At 68.7% G+C, this 16,621-nt stretch carries 17 protein-coding genes; 13 read left to right on the forward strand and 4 right to left on the reverse strand.

Annotated features, from left to right (window positions below; translation table 11 throughout):
- The first annotated feature begins 3 nt into the window (after positions 1–3).
- Positions 4–1,086: a THUMP domain-containing class I SAM-dependent RNA methyltransferase gene (locus P0084_RS01115; RefSeq protein ID WP_308914949.1), complete on the forward strand. Its 1,083-nt coding sequence runs from the start codon at positions 4–6 to the stop codon at positions 1,084–1,086.
- A gap of 13 nt (positions 1,087–1,099) precedes the next feature.
- Here P0084_RS01115 and P0084_RS01120 read toward each other — a convergent pair whose 3' ends face one another.
- From P0084_RS01120 to miaA, 3 genes are read right to left on the reverse strand one after another with little or no spacing between them, the layout of a single operon-like run.
- On the reverse strand, positions 1,100–1,942 hold the full coding sequence (locus P0084_RS01120; protein WP_308914950.1) for a DUF1206 domain-containing protein: 843 nt from the start codon (positions 1,940–1,942) through the stop codon (positions 1,100–1,102).
- Between the two features lie 46 nt (positions 1,943–1,988).
- A complete protein-coding gene (locus tag P0084_RS01125; RefSeq protein WP_308914951.1) occupies positions 1,989–2,819 on the reverse strand; it encodes a helix-turn-helix transcriptional regulator in 831 nt (276 codons plus the stop codon).
- Between the two features lie 31 nt (positions 2,820–2,850).
- Positions 2,851–3,735 carry a tRNA (adenosine(37)-N6)-dimethylallyltransferase MiaA gene (gene miaA, locus P0084_RS01130; RefSeq protein ID WP_308914952.1) on the reverse strand — a complete coding sequence of 295 codons (885 nt, stop codon included), beginning with the start codon at positions 3,733–3,735 and terminating at the stop codon, positions 2,851–2,853.
- Between the two features lie 79 nt (positions 3,736–3,814).
- On the opposite strand from miaA, the gene pyrH reads away from it, so the two are divergent.
- Entirely contained in the window at positions 3,815–4,552 is a 738-nt protein-coding gene (pyrH, locus tag P0084_RS01135) for a UMP kinase (RefSeq protein ID WP_308914953.1), read from the forward strand.
- A 43-nt stretch (positions 4,553–4,595) separates the two neighbouring features.
- On the opposite strand, the gene P0084_RS01140 is transcribed toward pyrH, so the two are convergent.
- Positions 4,596–5,249, reverse strand: a complete 654-nt coding sequence (locus tag P0084_RS01140) for a hypothetical protein (protein WP_308914954.1) — start codon at positions 5,247–5,249, stop codon at positions 4,596–4,598.
- Between the two features lie 258 nt (positions 5,250–5,507).
- On the opposite strand from P0084_RS01140, the gene frr reads away from it, so the two are divergent.
- The 11 genes from frr (at position 5,508) to lpxB (ending at position 16,621) form a co-directional block, all read left to right on the forward strand.
- Positions 5,508–6,062, forward strand: a complete 555-nt coding sequence (gene frr, locus P0084_RS01145; protein ID WP_308914955.1) for a ribosome recycling factor — start codon at positions 5,508–5,510, stop codon at positions 6,060–6,062.
- 2 nt (positions 6,063–6,064) lie between these two features.
- The gene (uppS, locus tag P0084_RS01150) at positions 6,065–6,790 is read left to right on the forward strand and encodes a polyprenyl diphosphate synthase (protein WP_308914956.1); all 726 of its coding nucleotides are present in this window, start codon (positions 6,065–6,067) and stop codon (positions 6,788–6,790) included.
- Position 6,791: 1 nt separating this feature from the next.
- Positions 6,792–7,688: a phosphatidate cytidylyltransferase gene (locus P0084_RS01155; RefSeq protein ID WP_308914957.1), complete on the forward strand. Its 897-nt coding sequence runs from the start codon at positions 6,792–6,794 to the stop codon at positions 7,686–7,688.
- A complete protein-coding gene (gene dxr / locus P0084_RS01160) occupies positions 7,685–8,854 on the forward strand; it encodes a 1-deoxy-D-xylulose-5-phosphate reductoisomerase (protein WP_308914958.1) in 1,170 nt (389 codons plus the stop codon). Before P0084_RS01155 ends, dxr begins: the two co-directional genes overlap by 4 nt.
- Positions 8,855–8,867: 13 nt before the next feature.
- Positions 8,868–10,208 (forward strand): RIP metalloprotease RseP, encoded by a 1,341-nt coding sequence (gene rseP / locus P0084_RS01165; protein WP_308914959.1) that lies wholly within the window; start codon positions 8,868–8,870, stop codon positions 10,206–10,208.
- Between the two features lie 176 nt (positions 10,209–10,384).
- Positions 10,385–12,754, forward strand: a complete 2,370-nt coding sequence (gene bamA, locus P0084_RS01170; RefSeq protein WP_308914960.1) for an outer membrane protein assembly factor BamA — start codon at positions 10,385–10,387, stop codon at positions 12,752–12,754.
- Positions 12,754–13,356 carry an OmpH/Skp family outer membrane protein gene (locus P0084_RS01175; RefSeq protein WP_308914961.1) on the forward strand — a complete coding sequence of 201 codons (603 nt, stop codon included), beginning with the start codon at positions 12,754–12,756 and terminating at the stop codon, positions 13,354–13,356. The genes bamA and P0084_RS01175 overlap by 1 nt, the downstream gene beginning before the upstream one ends.
- Positions 13,349–13,813 carry a 3-hydroxyacyl-ACP dehydratase FabZ gene (gene fabZ, locus P0084_RS01180; RefSeq protein ID WP_308914962.1) on the forward strand — a complete coding sequence of 155 codons (465 nt, stop codon included), beginning with the start codon at positions 13,349–13,351 and terminating at the stop codon, positions 13,811–13,813. Before P0084_RS01175 ends, fabZ begins: the two co-directional genes overlap by 8 nt.
- The gene (gene lpxA / locus P0084_RS01185; protein ID WP_308914963.1) at positions 13,810–14,607 is read left to right on the forward strand and encodes an acyl-ACP--UDP-N-acetylglucosamine O-acyltransferase; all 798 of its coding nucleotides are present in this window, start codon (positions 13,810–13,812) and stop codon (positions 14,605–14,607) included. Before fabZ ends, lpxA begins: the two co-directional genes overlap by 4 nt.
- Entirely contained in the window at positions 14,604–15,497 is an 894-nt protein-coding gene (locus P0084_RS01190) for an LpxI family protein (protein WP_308914964.1), read from the forward strand. Before lpxA ends, P0084_RS01190 begins: the two co-directional genes overlap by 4 nt.
- Positions 15,494–16,621: a lipid-A-disaccharide synthase gene (gene lpxB, locus P0084_RS01195; protein ID WP_308914965.1), complete on the forward strand. Its 1,128-nt coding sequence runs from the start codon at positions 15,494–15,496 to the stop codon at positions 16,619–16,621. Before P0084_RS01190 ends, lpxB begins: the two co-directional genes overlap by 4 nt.

Consider the following 16,621-nt stretch of genomic DNA (forward strand, 5'->3'; position numbering starts at 1 on the left):
CCCGTGGATCCGCAATCGCTGTTCCTGATCGCCACGCCGGGGCTGGAATCGCAGGTGTTGGCGGAGGCCCGGGCGGCAGGATTCGAAGCCGCCGCCGAACCAGGTGGCATCGCGATCGCGGGCGGTTGGGCCGACGCAGCGCGCGCGAACCTCGCCCTGCGGACGCCGACGCGCGTGCTAGCGCGCATCGCGACGTTCCGCGCGATGCACCCGGCCCAATTGGACAAACGCGCCCGAAAGATCGACTGGGTCAGCCTGCTGCGCGCGAACGTTCCCGTACGCGTGGACGCCGTCTGTCGAAAGTCGCGCATCTATCACGACAAGGCGGCGCAGAGCAGGGTCGAGGATGCGATCACGGCCTCGGGGATCCCACTCGGCGACGACGGAATACGGGTGATGGTGCGGATCCACGACGATCTGTGCACGGTCAGCGTCGACACGTCCGGCGAACCCCTGCACCGGAGAGGGCACAAGCTGGCGGTCAACAAGGCCCCGATGCGGGAAACGATGGCGGCCGCATTCCTGCGTGCGGCAGGGTACGAGGGGACCGAACCGGTCGTCGATCCGATGTGCGGGTCGGGGACCTTCCCGATCGAGGCGGCGGAGATGGCGGCGGGACTGCTGCCCGGGCGATCGCGGGACTTCGCGTATCGCCGATTGGCCGTGTTCGATCCGGCTTGGGACGAAGTAGCATGTCGACCCGAACCGATCGGCTCGCCTCGGTTCTTCGGCAGCGACCGGGATGCCAGCGCCATACGCATGGCGATGGCAAATGCGGAACGGGCAGGCGTCGGCCACGCCTGTGCCTTCCATCACGCCGCCATCTCGGACGCCACGCCGCCGGATGGACCACCGGGGCTGGTGGTCGTGAATCCGCCCTATGGCGGGCGGGTGGGGAAGGGCCCGCTATATGGTCTGTACGCGACCTTCGGGCAGATCATGCGCGAACGCTTCGCCGGATGGCGGGTCGCGTTGGTGACGTCGCAGGACGGGCTGGCGAAGGCGGCCGGTCTTCCCTGGGACCGGCCCGGCCCCATCGTGGATCACGGCGGCACGAAGGTGCGGCTGTGGCAGGCCACGCTGTGACCCGCCGAGCCGCCTAGGCTCGCAGCGCGCGTCCGAGGCTTTCGATATCCGGATCGGACGCCTTCGGCACGATGCGATAGGCCGCGTTCACCGCGCAGAAGAAAGCGAATGCCAGTAATCCGACGCAGATCGCGACCACGAGGATGCGACCGAACGGTTGGCTGCGGAGCCATTCGAAGGCTTGCTGCATCCCGCCGGCCTCCGCTTCCGATCCCGACAGGGCCGCGGCTCCCAGGAATCCGCCGATGATCAGGATGATTATACCGTTGGAGATCACGCCGGCCTTCAAGGCGGTGTCCGCGTTTCGCGTGAATGGGTTGGCCTGCAAGTGCTTGCGATACGTCGATTTCGCGCCCTTCACGACGTAGTAGACACCCGCACCCAGCGTGCAGAGCGCGGCGAACCCGACCAGGAAGCGCCCGCCGGGCCATTCGAGGATCGCGCCGACCCCTTGGGCGATTGCACCGCCGCCACCGCCGTCCTCGCCCCCGCCCGATCCGCGTCCCAGCACGAGGGAAAGGGCGAACGCTCCGATCGCCGCATGTATCAGCCCCGTGACGATCATGCCCGCGCGCGATATCAGCCCCTTCGCATCGGTGCCGTACTCTTCGAGGTCCTCCGCGGCGTCGATGCCGCGCCATATGCCGTAGGCCAGCAACCCGACCGCAATCAGACACAGCACGACGACGCCCCAGGTCTGGGCAGCCAGATCCCGCAGCGTGCCACCCGTTCCCTGCGCCTGGCCACCCCGCCAGATCGCCAACAGCGAAAGGCCGGCAATCGCGGTGTACGTGATCGCCCGTCCGGCATAGCCGGCGCGCATGATGGGGATCGCCCAATTGTAGTTCCGTGACATCGCACCCTCCCGTGTCGCGCATCAACGCATCGGGGGGGGCGGGGGTTCACCCCTGGTCGCGTCGAACTCCCGCCGAACCGATGATCCGCGGTTCCCGGCCAGGCCCTTCCCGAAGGGCGACCGTCAGGGCCCCCGCATCCGCGAAACCTAGCGCATCGGCGACGGCGGCGGGCGAGGCCCCGGCCTCGGCGAGCTTGCTGCGCGCTTCGTGCAGGACGCGCGCGGACAGCCATTCGGTCGCTGTCATGCCGGACGCCTCCCACATGGCGGCGTTCAGGTCATCGGGTAGGATGCCGATGGTCCGCCCGATCTGCGGTAGCGCGTCCGCGCGTACGACTCCCTCGACCGCGTGGACGAAACGACGGGCGACCGGACGGTCCGGCAGGGGGATCGCACGATGGCGTTGGGACTCGACCAGGGCGGACAGCAGGATCACCCGCCCAAGCGCGGCCCTGCAAGCGACGGGGTCCCCGAGGCCTCCACGACTGGACAGCGCGTCCAGCAGGGCCACCAACTCCGCCTGCACCCCCGATTGCGGCAGGCGCAGCATCGCCGGGTCGCCCGGCATCGGTGCTTCGAACAGGTCGGGGACGCGCACGAGGGTGGCCTCGGTGATCGGGCCGGGCTGCAACGCGAATGGCGTGCCGGCGGGCAATGCGATGAGGGTGCCGCCCAGATACGTGCGTGCGATCCCATCCAGCAGGATACGACCCTGCCCACGTGCGACCCAGATCAGCACGGACAGCGACTCGGCATGTGGAAGCTCCCGCCGCCAGCGTCCGGACCGGGCTAGCGGGGTCACCGATTCGACGGCGAGGCCCGATAGAAGATTGACCTCCGACAAGCGGCGATGCTCGAACAGATGTATCTTCGCCATGCGGCTGTGCTGCACCGCTCCACGGGCAGTGTCAAAGGACGGTGGCGTCGATCCGCGACCATCCGCGCATCCGAGCGCGGAACCACGTTCGCTGCCGCTTCGCGTAGCGGCGCGTGGCGACGACGGCCGCATCGCGAGCCTCGTCCAAGGTCAGATCACCGGCCAGATAGCTGACCAGTTCGCGAGCGCCGATCGCCTGCGCCGCATTCGACGCGACCTCCCAGCGGGGCAGCATGGCGCGCACCTCGTCGATCACGCCTTGGCGCAGCATCGCGTCGAACCGACGGGCGATCCGTTCCGCCAGCCAATCACGTGGTGCTTCCAACACGATCGCCGCGGTGTCGCGGATGACCAACGGGGGCGGCGGCGTGGCGGCCTGCCAGTCCCGGATCGAACGCCCCGTATGGCGCGCCACGGTCCAGGCCCTCAGGACGCGCATCGGATTCGCCGTGTCGATGTCCGCACGGACATCCGCAGAAAGCTCTGCGGCCATCGCCTCCAATCCGATGCCGTCGAGCCGCGCTGCGGCCTCCGCCCGCACGGCATCGGGGACGGGTGGTATGTCGGCCAGCCCTTCCGTCAGGGCACGGAAGAACAGGCCCGTGCCTCCGACGACGATCGGGCGCGGTCCATCCGTCAGGAGGGGCACGACGTCGCGCAGCCAATGGCCGACCGAATAAGGCGTTTCCCATCGAACGTGACCATAAAGGGCATGCGGTGCCCGCGCGATTTCGGCCGGCCCCGGCCGGGCGGTCAGGATGCGCCAGTCGGCGAACACCTGCATCGCATCGGCGTTCACGATCCGCCCGCCGCGTTCTGCGATCTTCAGGGCGAGGGCAGACTTGCCCGACGCGGTTGGGCCGGCGATCAGGACGGGTCGATCCGGCGGGATGGCCTCGACGTCGTGCGGTGTCATCGGTCCAAGGTTCGCGCTGTTGCGAGGTCCGGGGTAATCTGCGACACCGCCGACGGCAATCGGACAGGGGGTTGGCGCGATGCAGGACGACGACGCGGGGGGCGCGCGCCCGATCCTGGATCGCGTGATGCTGAAGATATCAGGCGAAGCGTTGATGGGCGACCAGGGCTATGGGCTGCACCCGCCTACGGTCGAGCGGATCGCCCGGGAGGTGCAGTCCGTCCACCGGATGGGGGTGGAGATCTGCATGGTCATCGGCGGGGGGAACATCTTCCGCGGCCTGCAGGGATCGGCGCAGGGGATGGAGCGGACGACTGCCGATTACATGGGGATGCTGGCAACGGTAATGAATGCTCTCGCCATGCAATCCGCTTTGGAGACGCTCGGCTTGCACACCCGGGTCATCAGCGCCATCCCCATGGATCAGGTCTGCGAGCCCTACATTCGGCGGCGGGCCGTGCGTCACCTCGAGAAGAAGCGCGTCGTAATCTTCGCGGCTGGAACAGGGAACCCCTATTTCACGACCGATACCGCGGCGACGCTGCGCGCCTCCGAGATGTCGTGCGGCGCGATCTTCAAGGGCACGAAGGTCGACGGCGTGTACGACAGCGATCCCGTGAAGAACCCCGATGCGGTCCGGTACGACCGGGTCACGTACGACGAGGTGCTGTCGAAGCACCTCAAGGTGATGGACGCATCGGCCATCGCGCTCGCGCGCGAGAACCGGCTGCCGATCATCGTCTTCAGCCTGGACGAACCCGGTGGGTTCCGGGGCATCCTCGAAGGACGGGGAACCTATACGCGGGTCGAAGGGTAGGACGCGGGCCGAACCTCCCGCGCCCCGACCTCCGATAGGCCGATCAGCTGCGTGCCACCGTGCCAGCGCTGCCTTCACGCATGGCGAACGTAGGCTTGTCTCGATCGGCCGCCGCCGGTTCGGATGCCCGAACATAGGCCCGCGCCGCCGAGAACCAATAGAACAGCCAGGATGCGAACCCCGTCATCTTGAGCGCGTCCTCCACCCAGATGGCGCGCCACCCCAGGGCTTCGCTCAGGAACGTCGCATCGATAGCGGCCGATCCGACGAGGAACGCCGCCGGCACCAGAAGTCCGGACGCCCCGGTCGAAGGAGGTTCGGCCGACAGCATGACCCCCAGAAGCAGAACCATCAGCCCGTAGAACCCATAGATTAGGAGTTCCGAATAGCCCCATCGCTCACTCCAGACGGCGTCGTGGAACATGAAGCTATCGTCCAGGGCCAGCGCGGCGGTCAGTATCGCCGCGACGATCATCGGACGGCGGCCCCGTGTCGCGACGCTGGCGCACATCGCCAGGACGGCTGTGGTCGCCACCAATGCGAACACACCCAGCCACGAGAAGAAGCCGGCATAGATCGGGATTCCGAACTGCGCCGCGGGGTCCCTGACGAGGACGTTCAACTCCACGCCGTTCCAGTGGAACACCATCGAACTCAGATACATCGCGCACAAGACGAACAGCGCGAACACAATCATTCCAACCCTTACATTCGGCATAACGAACCCTCCCAGATATCTGTCAAAAAAACGTCATAAAAGGTTAATAAACCAAACCTCCCGGTTAACCAATACCCTTACGTAACCCTCCGCCGACGGGGTATCGGACGGCCGATTTCCTAGTGGTCGGCGGTGGAGATGGTGCCGGCACGGCGATAACCGGCTGGCCTTTGGCGTCGGTCCTGCCATAAACCCGCCGGAGGGCCGGAAGCCCCCGACAGACATGGAAAGATCGACATGGCCGACGACTTCGAACTGGACACCGACGATCTGGAACGCCGGATGGACGGTGCGATGGCCAACCTGCGCACGGAGTTCGGTTCCCTGCGGACGGGTCGCGCGTCCGCTTCGATGCTCGAACCGGTGACGGTGGATGCCTATGGCCAGCAGACGCCCATCAATCAGGTCGGAACCGTCAACGTTCCGGAACCGCGGATGGTCACGGTGAACGTATGGGACAAGTCCCTCGTAGGAAAGGTGGAGAAGGCCATCCGCGAGTCCGGCCTCGGCATCAATCCGCAGCTCAACGGCACGATCATCATGCTTCCCATCCCCGAACTGAACGAGGAGCGTCGTCGCGAGTTGGGCAAGGTCGCAGGCCAGTATGCCGAAGGGGCCCGCGTCGCCATCCGCAACGTGCGCCGCGACGGGATGGAGCAGATCAAGAAGGGCAACCCGCCGGAGGACGAGCGCAAGATGTGGGAACAGGAAGTCCAGGACCTTACGGACCGATACATCAAGGCGATCGATGCCGCATTGGAGGCCAAGCAGGCCGAGATCCTGCAGGTCTGACGATGAATTCCCGCACCCATCGACCCGACGGGCCCCGCCACGTCGCCATCATCATGGACGGCAACGGTCGATGGGCGAAGGCCCGCGGCCGCCCGCGTCTGCTGGGACACCGTGCGGGTGCGAAGCGGGTCCGGGAGATCGCGCAGGCCTGTCCCGCCAACGGGGTGGAGTACCTGACGATCTTCGCCTTCTCGACCGAGAACTGGAAACGCACGCAGGAGGAGGTCGCGGGCCTGATGTCCCTTTTCAGGCGCTACCTCGAATCCGAATCGAAGAGCCTCGTGGAACGTGGCGCGCGGGTGCGGTTCATCGGCGACCGCCTGCAACTGGACCCCATCCTCCGTCGCAACATGGACGCCCTGGAGGCCCGAACTGCGCATAACGACACCCTGAACCTGACGGTCGCGTTGAACTACGGCGGGCGGGACGAGGTCACGCGTGCCACCAAGCGATTGGCGCGCGACGTGGCGGCCGGCCGCCTCGATCCGGACACGATCGACCACGAGACGTTGCCACGCTATCTCGACACGCACGTCCTGCCCGATCCCGATCTCGTGATCCGCACGTCGGGGGAGGCGCGGATCTCCAACTTCCTGCTGTGGCAGTCGGCCTATTCGGAATACGAGTTCGTGGATACGCTGTGGCCGGACTTCACGCGCGAGCACTTCGAGGCGGTGCTGGCGCGGTTCGGGGGACGGGACCGCCGCTATGGCGGGGCGCGGGCCTGAGATGGTCGACCCGCGACCGGACGGACGGGACGCCGATCTGGACGAGGCGGCGGCCGACGACGCCGCGCCGCTCTTCGACTTCGAGATGCAGGAGCCCCTGGAACCGGCCGTCGTCGGTCGGTTCGAGGACCTGGCGCCGCGGCTGACCACGGCGATCCTGTTGTTCGTGATCGGCGGGGCCGCCGTGTGGCTGGGCGGGTTCTGGTTCACGACCCTCATCTCGATCTGCGTCGGCCTGATGCTTTGGGAACTGGCGACGATGGTCAGGACCGGCCCGCGTCGCGCGCGGCTCATGGCGATCACGGGGGGCTGCGCGCTGTTCGCGACCACCACGCTGCCGATCGGGTTCGGGCTTCCGCTGCTCATGCTGGTGCCGATGATGGGCATCGCCATCATCCGCCGGCATCGACGGCTGATGGTCGGGTTCTCTGCCGCGATCCTGCTCGCCGGTCTGTCGCTGACCGAACACCTCGCGCAGTTCGGCCTGGTCTGGATGATCTGGCTGATCCTGGTCGTCGTCGCGTCCGATGTATGCGGGTACTTCGCGGGACGCATCCTGGGGGGACCGAAGTTCTGGCCGCGCGTGTCGCCCAAGAAGACGTGGACCGGCACCATTGCGGGATGGGTCGGCGCGGGGGCGGTCGGGGCGGTCTGGACCGTGTGGCAGGACGCCGGGTGGGAAACGGTCGGCATCTCCGTTGCGCTCGCGATGATGGCGCAGATGGGCGACATCGCGGAATCGGCCGTGAAGCGGAAGGTCGGCGTGAAGGACAGCTCGAACCTCCTGCCCGGGCATGGCGGCCTGTTCGACCGCTTCGACGCGATGCTCGGAGCCGCGCTGATGCTGCTGGTGATCGAATCGGTGGCGGAGTTTCCGCCGGTCCCCGGCATCGGATGACCCCACGGCGGATCAGCGTATTCGGCGCGACGGGGAGCATCGGGGCGAACACGCTCGATCTGGTGCGCCGCGATCCGGAGGCCTACGATGTGGTCGCCCTGACCGGACATGCGAACATCGCCGATCTGGCCGAAGCGGCGGTGGTGCTGCGTGCGGACGTCGCCGTGACCTCGGACGGGGACCGGTTGGACGACCTCCGGGTCGCTCTGGGGGGGTCGGGGGTGGAGGCCGCGGCGGGGCAGGGCGCGCTGCTGGAGGCGGCGGACCGACCCGCGGATTGGGTCATGTCCGGCATCGTGGGCGTCGCTGGGTTGGCGCCCGGCCTGCGGGCGCTGCGTCACGGCGGCACGCTCGCATTGGCGAACAAGGAAAGCATGGTCTGCGCCGGCCCATTGATGCTGGCGGACGCGGCGCGATACGGTGCCACGCTGCTACCCGTGGACAGCGAGCATTCCGCTATCTTCCAGGCGCTCGTCGGCGAGGATCGCGATGCCGTCGAGAAGGTGATCGTCACGGGGTCGGGCGGCGGCCTGCGGGACTGGCCGGTGACGCGGCTGCCGGACGCGACGCCGGCGGACGCCGGCAGCCATCCCAACTGGGACATGGGGCAGCGTATCACCATCGATTCCGCTTCCATGTTCAACAAGGCGATGGAGCTGATAGAGGCGCACGAGCTGTTCGCCCTCCCGCCCGAACGGATCGAGACGGTGATCCACCCGCAATCGCTCGTCCACGCGTTGGTTCAGTACGTCGACGGGGCCCTGATGGCCCATATGGGCGCCCCCGACATGCGCCATGCGATCGGCTATGCGCTTCATTGGCCCCACAGGCGCCCCCTGCCCGTGGACCGGCTGGACCTCGCCGCGATGGCCCGACTGGACTTCCACGATCCGGACCCCGAACGCTATCCGGCCATCGGATTGGCCTTCGACGTGATGCGCGCGGGTGCCCTGGCGGGCGCGGTCTTCAACGCGGCGAAGGAAGCCGCACTCGATCGGTTCCTCGCGGGGGAGATCCGGTTCACGGACATGGCACGCGACGTCGCCCGCGTCCTCGATGTCGCACAAGGGGAGGGATGGCTTGATGCCGATGCCCCCGACCTCGATATGATCCTGCAGGCGGATCGCCGCGCGCGGGAGTGCCTGCGCGATCTTCCACGAACATAGAGGTGCCGCCCGCATGGATGCCGGTCTGATCCCCCAATTCGGCGGCTTGCTTTGGACGCTGCTGGCCTTCGTGACCGCGCTGTCGGTGATCGTGGCGATCCACGAATACGGACATTACATCGTCGGCCGCTGGTGCGGCATAAAGGCGGACGTATTCTCGATCGGGTTCGGGCCGCGCCTGTTCAGCCGGGTGGACCGCCACGGGACCCGGTGGCAGGTCGCCGCACTTCCGCTGGGGGGCTACGTCAAGTTCCGGGGCGATGCGAACGCGGCATCCGTGGGCTCGGACGGCACCGTGACCGCGATGTCCGACGCGGAACGCGCGCAGACGATGACCGGCGCGTCGCTTTGGCGGCGCGCGGCGACCGTCGCGGCGGGACCGGTGTTCAACTTCATCCTCGCCATCGCGGTGTTCGCGGGCTTCATGCTGGTCCAGGGCCGTCCCGCAGACGCGCCCGTGGTCGGCCCGGTGGCCGATCTTCCAGCCGACATGGCGGTGCTGCGACCGGGCGATCGCATCCTGTCCGCCGCGGGCGAGCCGATCGAGACGATGGCGGATCTCGGCGCGATCGCCGCGGAGCTTCGGGACGCGCCGACCATCCCCTACGAGGTCGAACGCGACGGGGACGTCCTGCGCATCGACGCGGTGCCGCCCCTGCTGCCCCGTGCCGCGTCGGTCCAGCCGCGCTCCGCGGCCTGGGAGATAGGCCTGCGGGAAGGCGATCTCGTCCGTCGCATCGACGGGGAGCGCGTGACGACGTTCCGGGACCTGCAGGACGCCGTCGAGGCGTCCGAGGGGCGCGCGCTGACGCTCGACGTCTGGCGCCCATCGGAACGCAGGGACCTGACGGTCACGCTGGTACCGCGTCGCATGGACCTGCCCTCCGCCGATGGCGGGTTCGAGACGCGGTGGCTGATCGGCCTGTCGGGCGGCCTGGCCTTCGAACCGATGACGGAACGGGTGGGTCCATTGGACGCCCTCTTGGGGGGCGTGTCCCAGACCTGGTTCATCATCACCTCGTCGCTGTCGGCGATCGGGCATATCGTCCTGGGCCAGATCAGCACCTGCAACCTGTCGGGGCCCGTCGGGATCGCCGAGACGTCCGGCGCGGTGGCGTCCATGGGGGCGGGCAACTTCATCTGGTTCATCGCGGTCCTTTCGACCGCGGTGGGCATGCTGAACCTGTTCCCCATCCCCGTCCTGGACGGCGGCCATCTCGTATTCCATGCCTACGAGGCGGTGCGCGGCAAGCCGCCGTCGGACGACGCCGTGCGCGTGCTGATGACGATGGGCATCGTCCTGATGGGTGCCCTGATGGCGTTCGCGCTGTTCAACGACATCTTCTGCCCCTGACCGACCGCCCGCCGCCGCCCCGAACCGTGATCGCATCGCGGTTGGCGCCGCCCCGCCCGACCAGGCCGCAGCCTGGTCGGCGCGCTTGCCATACGGAAACGGATGCCCGCGCTTTGACACCCGCAGGGGCGTCCGATAGCACGGCGAAGGGACGACAGGACGGGGCGGGGACAGACATGACGGATCGCGAATCCACGCGCGGTGGGCTTGTGCGGCGAGGGGGCCGCCTCCTCGGCGCGACCGCGATGGGGCTTTGCGTGGCCGGCTGGATGGCCGGCGTCGCGACGGCGCAGACGTTCCGCTTCTCCTCGTTCGAGGTGCAGGGCAACGGGCGGATCGACACCGCGTCCGTGCTGGCGCAGCTGGGCGTCGTTCCCGGCGAGGCGATCAGCGCCGGCCGCCTGAACGACGGCGTGCAGCGTCTGCAGAACTCCGGCCTGTTCCAGTCGGTGGAGGTGGTCCCCCAGGGCAACCGCCTCCTCGTCATCGTGGAGGAGGCGGCGACGATCTCGCGCATCGCGATCGAGGGGAACGCCCGGCTCGGCGACGACGCGTTGCTGCCCGTGGTGGGCAGCCAGGTCCGGCGCGTCTACGATCCACGACAGGCGGAACGCGACGCGGCCGCCATCGCGCAGGCCTATGCCGCGTCGGGACGGCTGTCCGCGACCGTCGTGCCCAAGATCATCCGGCGTGGCGACAACCGGGTCGATCTCGTGTTCGAGGTCGCGGAAGGGCGCGTCACGGAGGTGGAGCGTATCAGCTTCGTCGGCAACCGTGCCTATTCGGACCGCCGCCTGCGCCGGGCGCTGGAAACGAAGCAGGCCGGAATCTTCCGGGCGATCATCGCGGCGGACACTTTCGTCGCGGAACGCATCGCCTTCGACCTGCAACTCCTGCGCGACTTCTATCAATCCCGCGGCTACATCGATTTCCAGGTCCTGTCCGCCACGCCCGAACTGGTGCCGTCGCGCGATGCGTACTTCCTGACGATCCGCATCCAAGAAGGTCAGCAGTACAGGTTCAACCGGATCACCACATCGTCCGACCTCGCGGTGATCGACGCCTCCGCCTACGGGGCCGAAGTGCGGGTACGACCCGGCGACATCTATTCCCCACAGGCGATCGAGCGATCGATCCGGCGGTTGGAACTCTTGGCCACGCGGCAGGGCCTCGACTTCATACGGGTCGTCCCGCAGATCACCCGCAACGAGGCGAGCCAGACCTTGGATGTCGACTTCGTGGTCGAACGGGGCGACCGCGTCTTCGTCGAACGCATCGACATCGAAGGGAACGCGACCACGTTGGATCGGGTCATCCGTCGCCAGTTCCGCACGGTCGAAGGCGATCCCTTCAACCCGCGCGAGATACGCGCCGCCGCCGAACGGATCGAGGCACTGGGATACTTCTCCGCCACGGACGTGGAGGCTCGGCAGGGCACCACCCCCGACAGCGTGATCGTCGACGTCGACGTGGAGGAGCAGCCGACCGGCAGCCTGGGCTTCGGGCTCAACTATTCCGCCGAAACGGGGGCTGGGATCTCGTTCAGCTTCGCGGAACGCAACTTCCTGGGTCGGGGCCAGTCGGTCGACCTCGACGTCAACCTGGGGGGCGAGGACGCGACCGGCAGCATATCCTTCGTCGAGCCCGCGTTCCTGAACCGCGACCTCGCGCTCAGCTTCTCGCTATTCTACACGGAAACGGACCGGGACGGGCAGAACTTCAGCGCCAAGGATCTCGGCCTGCGGACCGGTCTGACCTTCCCGGTGGGGACGGACTCGCGCTTGGGCCTGTTCTACAACATCTCGGAATCTGAGTTGACCGCGAACCCCGGCCTGAACCCGGCCGAGTTGTCGCCGATCCTGTTTCGCGACGCCGGGGAACCGAACCTGACCTCCTCCGTGGGCTATAACTTCAGCTATTCGACCATCGGCAGCGGCCTCGACCCGACCCGCGGCATCCGCCTGCGGTTCGGCCAGGAGTTCGCGGGCCTGGGCGGGGACGAGAAGTTCGTTCGGACGACCCTCAGCGTCGCGGGCGAACGTGCGGTGCGCAACGAGGAGATCACCTTGCGCGCCGCGCTCGACCTCGGCGTGCTGACCTCGCTGGACGACACCGTCTCCGCCCGGGGGAACCGGTTCTTCAACACGGGCTCCAACATCCGCGGCTTCCGGTCCGGCGGCATCGGGCCGCGCGACACCAGCTCGTCCCTGCGGGACAACGATCCCCTGGGCGGCAACCGTTACGCCTTCGCCCGCATGGAAGCGCTCTTCCCGATCGGGTTGATCCCGGAGGAGTACGGCATCTCGGGTGCGGTGTTCCTGGATGCGGGCTCCGTCTGGGGGTTGGACGACGTCGATGGCGGCAGCAGCGGAACGGACGGTCAGGAACTGGTCGACGACGGATTCTATCTGAACTCGGCGGTCGGCTTCTCGATCCTGTGGGATACGCAGATCGGCCCCCTGCGCTTCAACTTCTCGGACGCGCTGCGCGCCCGCGACTTCGACCGGACGCAGAGCTTCGACCTGACGATCCAGACCCGGTTCTGATGCGCAGGCGGGACGCGGTCGCGGGCCTCCTCGCCTGCGTGCTGATGGGGCGGCCCGCCATCGCGCAGTCGCCGCCCAGGCAGGGCATCGTGGTCCTCGACCAGGAAGCGCTGTTCGTGCGCTCCAGCTTCGGCCGGCAGGCCCGTGCCGACATCGAGGCCGCGACCGACGTCCTGCAGGCGGAGAACAGGCGGATCGAGGCCGACCTCGAGGCGGAGGAACGCGACCTGACGGAACGCCGCGCGTCCATGGATCCTGGCGCGTTCCGCACGCTCGCCGACGATTTCGACGCGAAGGTCGAAGGGATCCGCTCGACCCAGGACGCGAAGGCCCGCGCGATCCAGCAACAATCCGACCGCGCGCGTCAGCGGTTCCAGGAACGGGCCGGCCCGGTCCTCGCGGCGCTGGCGGCCGAACTCGGCGCAGCTGTTATCCTCGACCGCAGGCAGGTCATCGCCGCCGCGGAACAGGCCGACATCACGTCGCTGGCGTTGGAACGGATCGACGCGGTCCTGCGCGATGGTGGCGGCGGACCGCAGGGTCCCGCCCCCCAGCGCCGCCAAACCGAGACGATACCCACCGAAGGCCCTCCGAATGACTGACGCCCCCGAGACAGCCGACATAGACCTGATCCAGCGGATCATCCCGCATCGCTATCCGTTCCTTCTGATCGACCGCGTGCGGGACATCGTCCCGAACACCTCGGCCACGGGGATCAAGAACGTCACCTTCAACGAGCCGCACTTCCAGGGCCACTTCCCCGGCGCCCCCATCATGCCCGGCGTCACGATCGTCGAGGCGCTGGCACAGACGGCGGCGGTGATGGTCGGCGTGTCGAACGGCTTGGCGGATCGGCAGTTCCTGGTCTATTTCATGGGGATCGACGGTGCGAAGTTCCGGCGCAAGGTCGTGCCGGGCGACGTCCTGGAGCTGCACGTGACGGTGACCCGCGGCAAGCCCGGCGGCAAGGTGTGGCGCTTCGACGGCCGCGCCGTCGTCGCGGGCGAGGTCGCGTGCGAATGCGCGTTCACCGCGATGATGGACATGGCTTCCGCATGAGCGTCGACCCCACCGCCCGCATCCATCCCGGCGCCATCGTCGAGGAAGGCGCCACGATCGGCGCGGACTCGGAGGTGGGGCCGTTCTGCGCGATCGGGGCGGAGGTGACGCTGGGCCGGGGCGTCGTGGTGAAGTCGCACAACGTCGTCACGGGCGTCACCGAGATCGGCGACGGAACGGTGATCTATCCGTTCAGCTGCATCGGCGAGGTGCCGCAGGACAAGAAGTACGGCGGCGAACGGACGCGCCTGGTGATCGGCGCCCGCAACCGGATCCGCGAGCACGTGACGATGAACGCCGGCACGGAGGGCGGCGGCGGCGTCACCCGCATCGGCGACGATGGCCTGTTCATGGCCGGGTGCCACGTTGCCCACGACTGCACCATCGGCGACCGCGTGATCGTCGTGAACGCCTCCGCCATCGCCGGCCACTGCGTGTTGGAGGACGACGTCATCGTCGGCGGACTGTCCGGCATCCACCAGTTCGTCCGCATCGGGCAGGGCGCGATCATCGGCGCGCTGTCAATGGTGACCAACGACGTGGTCCCCTATGGCCTGGTGCAGGGGCCGCGCGCCGAGCTGGACGGCCTGAACCTCGTCGGCCTGAAGCGCCGGGGCGTGGCGCGCGCCGACATCCAGGCCCTGCGCATCGCGCTCCTGACGCTCAAGCAGGGGGAGGGGACGTTCATGGACCGCGCCCGCCGCTTGGGCGAGGAGACGGAGTCCGAGTACGTCCGGCGGATGGTCGCCTTCATCACCGGCGCCTCCGACCGGTCGTTCCTGGTGCCGCGATGACCGTGGCCCTGATCGCGGGCGAAGGGGGGTTGCCCCGGCACGTCGCGAACGCGCTCGGACGGGCGGGACGGGACTGGTTCGCCTGCCACCTGCAGGATCACCCCCCCACCGGCGTGGGGCAGAGCCGTCCGTTCCGGATCGAGCATCTCGGCAGCTTCATTGCCGCCCTGCGGGATCGCGACGTCGCGCAGGTGTGCTTCGCCGGGCGGGTCGCACGTCCGACGCCTGACCCATCGCAGATCGACGCCGCGACGGCACCGATGATGGCCCGCATCGCGGATGCGATCGCCTCCGGCGACGACGCGGCCCTGCGCACCGTCATCGACCTGTTCGAGGAAGGGGGCCTGACCGTCGTCGCGCCGCACGAGGTCGCACCCGACCTGATCGACGTCCCCGCGATCGGAACGCCCACCGACGGCGACCGGGCCGACATCGAACGCGGGCACGCGGTGCTGTCCGCCCTGGGCCCCGTGGACGTGGGGCAGGCCTGCATCGTAGCCGCAGGCCAGGTCCTGGCGGTGGAGGCGTTGCCCGGAACCGATTGGATGCTGGCCACCTTGGCCCCGCCTCCACCGCGCGCCCCGCAGGCGCAGGAGGGCGGCGGTTTCCTGGGCGGCGTGACGGACTGGCTGTCCGGGCCCGGACCGGCGGCGCCGGGCCTGCCGGACTTTCCCCGACCCGCGGGGGGCGTGCTGGTCAAGGCCCCGAAGCCCGCGCAGGATCGGCGCATCGACCTTCCCGCCATCGGTCCGGACACGGTCCGCCGCGCCGCGGCCGCCCGGCTGAACGGCATCGCGGTCGAACGCGGCGGGGTCATGGTGATTGACCGGGGGGAGGTCGCGCAGATCGCCCGCGGCGCGGGGTTGTTCATCCACGCCTTCGATCCGTGAAGCTGTTCCTGATCGCGGGCGAGCCGTCCGGCGACGCCCTGGGCGCGGCCTTGATGGACGGGTTGCGGCACCTCGATCCATCCGTGCGGGTCCATGGCGTCGGCGGCCCCGCCATGATCGCCCGCGGCCTGGACAGCCTGTTCCCGATGGAACGCCTGTCCGTTATGGGCCTGGCGGAGGTGCTGCCCCGCCTGCGGGAACTGTTCGCCCTGCGCGACCGGGCCGCCGCGGCCGCGCTCGATCTGGACGTCGACGCGCTGATCACGATCGACAGTCCCGACTTCTCCCTCCGCGTGGCGTCGAAGGTCCGGGCCTCCCGGCCGGGGCTCCGGACGATCCACTACGTCGCCCCCTCGGTCTGGGCCTGGCGTCCCGGCCGCGCCGACCACATGGCGGCGTGCATCGACCACGTCCTGGCCCTCCTGCCGTTCGAGCCGCCCTACATGCGCGCGGCGGGCATGACCTGCGACTTCGTCGGCCATCCCGTCGTCGCGGCGCCCCGTGCGACCGCGGCACAGGCGGCGGCGTTCCGCGGCGCGCTGACCGGTCGTCCGATCCTCGTCCTGCCCGGGTCCCGCCGGTCGGAGGTCACGCGCTTGGCCCCGGTTTTCGGCGAAGCCCTCCACCGCGTCCCGGACGATCGTGTCGCCGTCGTGCCGACCCTGCCGCACCTCGTCGACCTCGTGGTGGAACGGACCGCTTCGTGGCCCCGGAAGGTAAAGATTGTCTCGCAACCGATTGATCGCATGTCCGCCTTCGCGTCCGCCGACGCTGCCCTCGCCGCGTCGGGCACCGTCAGCCTGGAACTCGCGGCGAACGGCGTCCCGATGGTGGTCGCCTACGACATGGCGTGGCTCAGCCGGGTGATCCTGGCGCGGCTGATGAAGGTCGACACCGTGACCCTGGTCAACCTGGTGTCCGAAACGCGCGCCATCCCGGAATTCCTGGGGCGGAACTGCAAACCCGGGCCCATCGGCGGGGCCCTGGCGGACCTGCTGACCGTGCCCTCCCTGCGGGACAGGCAGCGCGACGCGCTGGACCGCACGATGGATCGTCTGGGACGCGGGGGCGAGGCGCCGGGCCTGCGCGCCGCGCGGTCCACGCTGGCCGCCATCGCACGGTGA

It is taken from the genome of Jannaschia maritima, from assembly GCF_030973515.1.
Taxonomy (GTDB): domain Bacteria; phylum Pseudomonadota; class Alphaproteobacteria; order Rhodobacterales; family Rhodobacteraceae; genus Jannaschia; species Jannaschia maritima.

Excerpts from the sequence above, each read along its gene's own strand:
- fabZ (WP_308914962.1), top strand. The coding sequence starts at position 13,349 with ATGACTGACGCCCCCGAGACAGCCGACATAGACCTGATCCAGCGGATC.
- pyrH (WP_308914953.1), top strand. The coding sequence starts at position 3,815 with ATGCAGGACGACGACGCGGGGGGCGCGCGCCCGATCCTGGATCGCGTG.
- P0084_RS01125 (WP_308914951.1), bottom strand. The coding sequence starts at position 2,819 with ATGGCGAAGATACATCTGTTCGAGCATCGCCGCTTGTCGGAGGTCAAT.
- lpxA (WP_308914963.1), top strand. The coding sequence starts at position 13,810 with ATGAGCGTCGACCCCACCGCCCGCATCCATCCCGGCGCCATCGTCGAG.
- frr (WP_308914955.1), top strand. The coding sequence starts at position 5,508 with ATGGCCGACGACTTCGAACTGGACACCGACGATCTGGAACGCCGGATG.
- P0084_RS01155 (WP_308914957.1), top strand. The coding sequence starts at position 6,792 with ATGGTCGACCCGCGACCGGACGGACGGGACGCCGATCTGGACGAGGCG.
- P0084_RS01190 (WP_308914964.1), top strand. The coding sequence starts at position 14,604 with ATGACCGTGGCCCTGATCGCGGGCGAAGGGGGGTTGCCCCGGCACGTC.
- P0084_RS01175 (WP_308914961.1), top strand. The coding sequence starts at position 12,754 with ATGCGCAGGCGGGACGCGGTCGCGGGCCTCCTCGCCTGCGTGCTGATG.
- P0084_RS01120 (WP_308914950.1), bottom strand. The coding sequence starts at position 1,942 with ATGTCACGGAACTACAATTGGGCGATCCCCATCATGCGCGCCGGCTAT.
- bamA (WP_308914960.1), top strand. The coding sequence starts at position 10,385 with ATGACGGATCGCGAATCCACGCGCGGTGGGCTTGTGCGGCGAGGGGGC.
- P0084_RS01140 (WP_308914954.1), bottom strand. The coding sequence starts at position 5,249 with ATGATTGTGTTCGCGCTGTTCGTCTTGTGCGCGATGTATCTGAGTTCG.
- rseP (WP_308914959.1), top strand. The coding sequence starts at position 8,868 with ATGGATGCCGGTCTGATCCCCCAATTCGGCGGCTTGCTTTGGACGCTG.
- dxr (WP_308914958.1), top strand. The coding sequence starts at position 7,685 with ATGACCCCACGGCGGATCAGCGTATTCGGCGCGACGGGGAGCATCGGG.
- miaA (WP_308914952.1), bottom strand. The coding sequence starts at position 3,735 with ATGACACCGCACGACGTCGAGGCCATCCCGCCGGATCGACCCGTCCTG.
- uppS (WP_308914956.1), top strand. The coding sequence starts at position 6,065 with ATGAATTCCCGCACCCATCGACCCGACGGGCCCCGCCACGTCGCCATC.